At 68.4% G+C, this 7,425-nt stretch carries 7 protein-coding genes and 2 pseudogenes; 4 read left to right on the top strand and 5 right to left on the bottom strand.

The window, feature by feature from the left end:
• Positions 1–771: 771 nt before the first annotated feature.
• Both AC07AZ_RS37990 and AC07AZ_RS37985 read right to left on the bottom strand, forming a co-directional pair.
• Complete coding sequence (locus AC07AZ_RS37990; RefSeq protein ID WP_478855326.1) at positions 772–1,179, bottom strand: hypothetical protein; 408 nt, start codon at positions 1,177–1,179, stop codon at positions 772–774.
• A 205-nt stretch (positions 1,180–1,384) separates the two neighbouring features.
• Positions 1,385–2,380 (bottom strand): hypothetical protein, encoded by a 996-nt coding sequence (locus AC07AZ_RS37985; protein WP_478855325.1) that lies wholly within the window; start codon positions 2,378–2,380, stop codon positions 1,385–1,387.
• A 727-nt stretch (positions 2,381–3,107) separates the two neighbouring features.
• On the opposite strand from AC07AZ_RS37985, the gene AC07AZ_RS37980 reads away from it, so the two are divergent.
• Both AC07AZ_RS37980 and AC07AZ_RS37975 read left to right on the top strand, forming a co-directional pair.
• The gene (locus AC07AZ_RS37980; protein WP_478855324.1) at positions 3,108–3,443 is read left to right on the top strand and encodes a hypothetical protein; all 336 of its coding nucleotides are present in this window, start codon (positions 3,108–3,110) and stop codon (positions 3,441–3,443) included.
• Between the two features lie 39 nt (positions 3,444–3,482).
• Positions 3,483–3,848 (top strand): hypothetical protein, encoded by a 366-nt coding sequence (locus tag AC07AZ_RS37975; protein WP_478855323.1) that lies wholly within the window; start codon positions 3,483–3,485, stop codon positions 3,846–3,848.
• A 708-nt stretch (positions 3,849–4,556) separates the two neighbouring features.
• On the opposite strand, the pseudogene AC07AZ_RS37970 reads toward AC07AZ_RS37975, so the two are convergent.
• A pseudogene (locus AC07AZ_RS37970) lies at positions 4,557–5,451 on the bottom strand (transposase).
• A 161-nt stretch (positions 5,452–5,612) separates the two neighbouring features.
• Between AC07AZ_RS37970 and AC07AZ_RS37965 the strand changes: the two are divergent.
• Positions 5,613–5,822: a DUF6207 family protein gene (locus AC07AZ_RS37965; protein WP_478855322.1), complete on the top strand. Its 210-nt coding sequence runs from the start codon at positions 5,613–5,615 to the stop codon at positions 5,820–5,822.
• A 49-nt stretch (positions 5,823–5,871) separates the two neighbouring features.
• On the opposite strand, the gene AC07AZ_RS37960 is transcribed toward AC07AZ_RS37965, so the two are convergent.
• Entirely contained in the window at positions 5,872–6,258 is a 387-nt protein-coding gene (locus tag AC07AZ_RS37960) for a hypothetical protein (protein WP_478855321.1), read from the bottom strand.
• A gap of 470 nt (positions 6,259–6,728) precedes the next feature.
• Between AC07AZ_RS37960 and AC07AZ_RS37955 the strand changes: the two genes are divergently transcribed.
• Positions 6,729–7,007 carry an ATP-dependent DNA ligase gene (locus tag AC07AZ_RS37955; protein ID WP_478855320.1) on the top strand — a complete coding sequence of 93 codons (279 nt, stop codon included), beginning with the start codon at positions 6,729–6,731 and terminating at the stop codon, positions 7,005–7,007.
• Positions 7,008–7,342: 335 nt separating this feature from the next.
• Here AC07AZ_RS37955 and AC07AZ_RS37950 read toward each other — a convergent pair.
• A pseudogene (locus AC07AZ_RS37950) lies at positions 7,343–7,425 on the bottom strand (transposase); the annotation flags it as partial.

The following is a 7,425-nucleotide window of genomic DNA, read 5'->3' as shown; positions in this document are numbered from 1 at the left end:
ACCGTCATACAAGTGGAAGCCGTCCTCGTACGCGGTGCCCTGCCACTGCCGTCCGGTCAGTCCGGCCACCAGCGCAATGACGGCGCCCGGATTGCGCAGGCCGACGCAGTGGAAGACCAGCAGCAGCGGCGAGTACGGCCGATCACCGTGACGGCCATCAGGCACCCACCAGCCTCCCCGCCATCAGCCCCGCTCCCACCCCGTCACCCGCCGGGCGCGGCCACCGGCCGGGCGCCGGCCGCGCCCGGCCGCAGAGGGCATTCGGCCCCCGAACCCGATGATCTCCCCCACCACTGACACCCAGCCCGCCCATATCCCAGGGCTTGTCAGTGAGAGGAGGAGAGAAGAGGGTCCCCGTGACAACGCCGCGTACCACCGCACCAGCACGGTGACCTGCCACTTTTCCGTCTCGCTCGATGCCGGGCACCAAAGTGGCTTCCACAGTGGCGTCCCAAGTGCCCACCACAGGAGGCCGGGCCGGCTTGTCTCCTGCTGGTCAGGCCCATGGTCGGGGCGAGCGCGCCGGGCGCCTGCCGGTGGTCGGTGCGTGGTCATCGCGATCGCTCCTTCGCCTCGGGCCGCCCATCGGCGGGCGGGGAATCGAGGGAGCAGCGTGCCCGGGAGCCCCTTGTCCGCGGTCTGACGGCTGCCGGTAGCAGGCGTGGACAAGGGGAATCGCAGCGGTGGCCGGGGCGGTAAGCCGGTTTGCCGGGCCGGCGTGCACGGCGCTGAGGGCGCCTGGCAGGGGGCCCCCTCAGTGTGTCGTCCGCGTCAGCCGATGCTGCCGTACTCCACGGGGAAGTCCGGGGGCCAGGGCTGGTGGAAGTCGAACAGGGACGGGTCCTCAGAGGTGCGGGCTGCCTCGCGCCACGAGGGGTCGCCGGAGAGGACGAAGCTGTCCCCGTCCGGTTCGATCATCCAGAGGAAGGCCGCATCGTCCGCAGGGAGGTCATGGCGGTCCTTCAGGACCCCGAACTCCGCTTCCGACGCCCGGCGGACGTGGATGCCCTTTTCGTAGACAGGCTTGAGCAGCATCAGCTCCACGTGCCCGAAGTGCACCTCGACCCGGGTGTCCGTCGCGTCGACGGCGGTGGCGTCGCTGCGCAGCAGCAGCTGCCGGTGTGACGGCGAAAAGCTGACCACCCGGAACAGACGTCCCTCCCGAATGAAATCCGGCATTCTGTGTGCTCTTCCTGCCCTCGCGGCCTTCGCGTCACTGTGCCCAGTCCGGCTACGGCATGTTTGTAACAAGGCTCGGCGCCTTTTCACCCGGCTCGGTGAAGTACCAGTCAACGCTGCGGAACGAGGTGGTGACCCCGCTGAGGCGCACGTCACGGTGTGGACGCGGTCACCGCTCCAGGTGGGGCGCTCAGGCGCGGGCCATTCATGGACACCGGGCTTTGGACGGAGTGGACGCCGCGGCGGAAGTGCGCGCCGAGGACGTGGGGGTGTACGACGGGGCCGTCGGCGCACGCGAAGGGGGTGCGGTGCTGTATTCGGGAGTGAATGGCGTGGAAGTCCCGCTTGGGAAGCCGATGACCTTCTGAGTGCTCCACCCGTACCGATCCGGTGGCGGCAGTGGCCACATCGCCGGCTCAGCGTCGCTGCCGAGACGGGCAGCGTCACCGACGTCCTCCGACGGGATAGCGGTCGCGGACGACGGATGCGCCGTCCGGCAGTTGGCCGGTGACTGACCGTTCAGGTACATCGCCACGAAGACCCCGGTGGCCGCCGCCGCGACCAACGTCGCCACCGTGACCAGACGCCACGGCATCCGCCACAGGTGCAACAGCCGCCCAGTGCCGCCGGGAACAGGGGCGGGTGAAGCGCCTGCCTGCGCGTCGTCTTCCTGCCCGCGGTGCAGGAGTTCGTCGGCATCGCGCCGGGCATCATCGCGCAGGCGTTCGGCCTCTGCGTGCGCGGCGGCGAGGATGCGGACGGCTTCCTCGTGCGCTGCTGTGCGGGTGGCCTCGGCGTCGCGGCGGGCGGCGTCCACGATGTCCTTCACGCTGGCGCGCAGGTGCCGCAGCGGCGTCTGCGCCTGGCGCTGCAGCAGTTTGACCTCCTGCCATCGGCCTCGCCAGTGCGCTACAAGGTCGGGCCGCGTCCGGGCGCCGGCCGCCGTGTCGGAGAGCGTGCTGACCACGCGGACGAATTCCAGCAGCGTCGCCAGGGAGGGCAGGCGCCTGCCGGTGAGAGCTTCGTTGATGCCGGCGTTGGTCAGCTTCGGCCGCGCCGACGCTTTGACCATGTCCCGGTAGGGCGGCGCGCCGAAGCTGATGTGGAGCCGGTTCAGCTCGTCGGCGAAGTCGTGCAGGGCCTCCCGGAACGCGGCCAGGTCCGCGGAGCCCTCCACCTCCACGCCGTTACTTTCCGCCACCGGAGAACTCCTTTCTGTGGTGAAGGAGCAACGGTAGAGGAGGCGCCGGCTGAACGTCCCGTGAATCGGTCGAACGTTTATGAACACCCTGCGCCGTTCAGCAACGGATCACTTCTCCGCCCCTGTGACCTGCGGCGTCCGGGTTCCAGCGGGAGCGTACGAGGCACTGGGTTTCCGGCGTTCGAAGCGGTGTGCTGAAACCATGAAGCACACCGAGTCCACACCCCAAAGCCGACCCACCCTCGCCCACCCGGCCGGCGCGACGGGGCCTCCTGCACCTGCCCCGCACGGGTCCCGCTCCCCGGTCCCTGACGGCGTCGTCCTGCCCGCCGTCCTCGGCGTGTACGCAGGGGCCGTCTACCACCTGATCGGGGGCCGGCTTCTGCGTCATCACCACCGCCGTCACCGGCCTCTGCCGGCTCTGGCGCCTTCGACGGTTGCGCGGCTATCCCGTCTGCGGTGGAGCCAGGGACGTGGCCCGCCTGCGTCCAGCAGGCAATCGACTCGCTCGGTTAAGCCGGGAACGTCATCCGACCGGCTCAACAAATTCGAGACCCCACCGCCTCCGATGAGTCCAGTTCGACCGCAGGCTTGCGCCGCTTACCCCCCGCCCCGGCACAGTCCCACCACACCTTCACCAACCCGCTGTTGCTCTCCCGGCCGCCACCCCCACATACCGAAAACGGGAGGCGGCATCCGCACGGCCCTCACCCCTGGAGCTTTGACGATGACCACTTCCCGCATGCCTGATGCCCTCAGCAGCCTCACGGCCGCTTCCTTGACCGCGATCAGCGGGGCAGCACCCTGGATCGCGATCATCGTCCTGCTCCCCCACCTGCTCGGAACACTCAACCGGATCCTCACCGAAGGCCTCCCCGCCATCGCCGCCTTCCGCAAAGAGTCCATGTGGACCAGACACGAAGACAGATGCCTCACCAGCGCCGACGATGCCACCTGCCTGCTCCACATCGAACGAAGCCGAAAAGCCACCCTCCCCGCGACCGCCGGCCAGATCCCGGCGAGCTCTGAAGACGACGAGCCTCCGCCCGGACCGCCCCCGTGAGAGGGGCAAGGAGGCGGCGCCACTCGGGGCACTTGGGAGGTGACCGACCGGGATGGGGACGTCAGCACGGTCCAGGCGCTCCGCTGGGGGTACGACTCCTGGGAGCGGTTCTTCAACGAGCGCCAGCGTTACAGCCTCGGGCTGATCGGCGCGGCGCTGCGCGATCTCCCCGGGGCGTCCGCGGAACGCGAGGCGCTCATCGCATCGTTCGGCAGAACCGTCGAACACCACAACCTCTTCTGCCCCTACAAGGGAGAGGGCACCGGCCCGGTCCGCTCGGTCTTCCACAACCACGTACTGCGACCGGAGCGGTACAGCGTCGAAGGAGACCCCTGGGGCGCCCAGGGGGATCGGCCGGGTTCTCCGGGGTGCTCACCCGGCTGCACAAAGCGGCCCAGTACATGAGCACCTCACTGGACTTCAGGGCCGGGGCCGGCCGGATCCTCGCCGTCGACCAGGCCTCGCTGCCCGTCGGCCGCCCCCTGAGCACGACGTGGCAGCAGTTCGTGCGGAATCCCGCAACGGCCTACACCACCACCGGCGACGCCTCGCAGACGGATCTCCCCGACAACAGCGTGGACCTCATCGTCACCGCCCCCCTACGTCGACAACGTCCACTACTCGGAACTGGCCGACTTCTTCCACGCCTGGCTCAGCACCATGCGCCCCTACCAGGGCTACCCGGACATGCCCAGCACCCGTGCCGCCCAGGAAGTACAGAACGCCGCCCCTGAAGGATTCCAAGCCACCGCAGCCCGTGTCTGGCGCGAGTGCCGACGCGTCCTCAAGCCCGGCGGCTGCCTCCTGTTCAGCTTCCACCAGTCGCAGACCACGGGCTGGTGCGCTCTGATGCGGTCACTGTCCGACGCCGGCTTCACCGTCACCACCACCCGCACCGTGATCGCCGAAGTGGCGACCAGTCTCGCCAAGACCGCAGCGGCGGAGCCCAACCGCATCGACGTCATCGTGCTGTGCCCGGACGCTGCCGGCGCGTCTGCCGGGGCAGCCCCCGGCCTCGACCAGGCCGCCGCGCAGGCGCTGTCGGAAATCCAGGGCCTTACGAGTTGGTGCGTGATAGCGGGTGAGGCGTGTCTGTCCTGCTCGTGGCCTGTTTCAGGTGGTGATGGTGCGGTCAGATACGAGGTTGGCGATGGCGCGGTAGGTGTCGGGCAGGCGGTCGCGGCGGTGGGTCCAGCGCATCAGCTGCTTCCAGCGTTTGTGGTCGGCGAGGGCGTGTTCGACGGTGATGCGGTCGGAGGAGTGTCCGTGACGGTCGCGTTCCCACTGTTCGACTCTGCTGGGCGGCGCTCCCGGCCGCGGTTTTCTGGGTGGTGTGACCGCTTGCCCGCGGTGGTCGCGGCTCAGGCCGAGGTAACCGTCGTCCGGCAGGACCTCGACATCGGGAAAGTGCTGGAAGCAGTCGGCGATGCCCTCGTTGCGGGCGGCCGTGGCGTCGTGCATACGACCAGGTCGCAGGGCATCGGTCCATAACGTGCGGCCCCGCCAGTGGCCTTCATGGTGTTCTGCTTCTTCTTGCCCGAGATGAACGCCCGTCGTCCGCCGTGGCCGGCGGACCTGGATCTCGGTGGCATCCAGCCGAAGCTCGACGCCCTCGGCCTGGGCGTAGGCGAACACATCCGTCAGCGTCCGAAGTCGCAGGCCGGGACGGTCGGGGACTGCGCATCCCCCGCTCGGCCAGGAGCGGACGTATCTCTGCGATCGCGCGGGTGGTGATGGTGGAGCGGTCGACGCCGAACAGCAGGCCCAGTACCGAATGCGGCAGGTCGTGCCGCAGATGGATCAGCGTGGCGACCAGCCGGTCGACGAACACCAGCTGGTGGCGGGCGCCGGCGCCCTCGGCCCGCTTGCGGATTCCGCCTCGCGCAGCATGACGGCGACCTTCAAGGCCAGCCTGCCATGGCGCCGCCAACTCCTCGATCAGGCAAGCGAGATGACGCCGAGAGATCCCCGTGAACAGCCGATGCGCCAGTACCGCCCGATTGACCATGATCGCCACAGTCGGATCATGCCACCAGCCAGGCACGACGCCTCACCCGCTATCACGCACCAACTCGTAAGCCGATCCCTCCACCGGGCGGTCGTGACTCGGCCGGGTGAGGTCTGCAAGATCGCAGAACCTTCGGAGAGCCTCTCCCACGTATGCCGTGCATGGGACCGATCAACGAAGCGCACCTGAACCAGCCAGGACTAGCCGTAGTGGGCATCGCGGCGCACGACGACCAGACCGCCCTTGCCGTTCAAGAACTGCTCGCCACACAGTGGGCGACTGCGACGGCGGAGCGCACGACCCGGGATCCCGGACAGCCCGGCGTCCGACTGCGCTGCTACCTCGACGTACGCCAGGAACTCAACCCGTAGCACCCGGACGGCGCCAGGCCGCGGGGTGCTCCGGGGAACGAGGAGGAGCTCAGCAGGTCGATGCGACGGAACCCTTAGTGACGGTCCCCTCCGACTTGAATCCGTCCTGAGGGTCCCTGACCGCCAGCCGGCCGTCCGCAGAACCTGTCGCTCGGCACCCAACGGGGACGGTCTTCCCGAAGCAGCCGCGGGTGAACCCGCTGTTGATCGTGGTCGACGCACACCAGACGTCCCCGCCCAGAGCCGACTCGAATACGACTCTGCTCTGCGTGTCAACGTTGTTGATGTCTATGGCACGCCCCGTGCTGTTCTGAATCACCAAAACGGCCTGCGCGTCCTGGCTCGCGTTCCTGACGATGCACGTCTTCATGTTCATGCCCGGCTGAGTGAGCAAATCAACGAAACCGGTGCAATGCCAGTTGGCGTTGGTGCTCACGGCCTGCCACCCCACCGTTGGACTGGCGGAAGCGCTCGACGCGCTCAGCATCACGCCGACTGACGCTGCCGCGGTCACGGCCGCCCACCGAAAGCTCTGTCGCATCAAAATCCCGTCCCGTCCACAACTGTCTGCCGGGCCTCAGGATTTCCCGAACGCTGCCCTGCTGTCGTTAGAAATCCGTCCACAACTCCTTGACGCTGCGTCTACACCAGCAGCTCAAAGACGTGCGGCGAGCAGGTGGCTCACCGCCGCGCCGGGACACGGTTACTGCCGCATGTGGTCGAGCCAGCAAGGCATGGTCACTTCTGAGGTCGGCCTCGGAAACTCCGGCGACTGGGCCGCCGGACACGGGCCAGAACGGCGGACCGCCAGCTGGTCTGCCGTGGTTGGGGTAGGCGCGCCACTCGGATTACGGACGGACGATCTTGGTCAGACATGAGCCTGTGACATGGACGCTGCCAGAGCCGATGCTCGCCACCCTCGTGCCCAACCCGGTGCTGCGGCCAGGATGGGCGGCTGAGCCGAAGTGGGACGGGTGGCGGGCCTTGGTCTCGGTGGGGGCCGGTCACATCGTGCTGCGCTCGCGGCGGGGCACGGACTTGCTCGCGTCGTTCCCGGAGATCGAGGCCGGGAGCAGGCAGCTGCCGGACGCGACCGCGCTGGACGGCGAGCTGGTCGTATGGACGTACCCCGGATCCCTGCCGGCCCGGCATCCTCCGGTTCCTAGCCGGGCTGCGGGCTTTTGAGCTGGTGAGCCTTCTCCTCTCACTTTTCGTGCTTCTGACGGGTCCGGAAGAACTGGCACCCCAGCGTGAGGGCTGCGCGGTTCCTGGCCTGCCGGTCTCGTGAGCGCGTACGGTGATCCGCTGTGTGGTGGTGCTGCCATGCGGTGGGGGGTTTGCGGGTTACCTTGCGTCTGTGGGGATCGGGGGGCCGGTTTTGCTGCTGTCAGGTTTTGATGATGGCGGCGGGCAGGGTGCCGGTGAGGATCGCTTCCTTCGGCAGGGTCAGACCGAACCGCTGTCCCAGGATCTCCATGGGTCGCCGCTTGTCGGCTTCCAGTGCGGCGACTAGTGCCGCATCAGGCAACGTTCGCCCTGTTCACGACCTTGCGGAGGCGTTCGTCGGCGGCGTGCTTGTTCCGCCAGATGATGTAGCGGCGGA

The sequence above is a fragment of the Streptomyces sp. NPDC043878 genome (genome assembly GCF_056435735.1).
The sequence above is the reverse complement of the archived record's forward strand: the minus strand, read 5'-3'. Positions and strand labels throughout refer to the sequence as shown.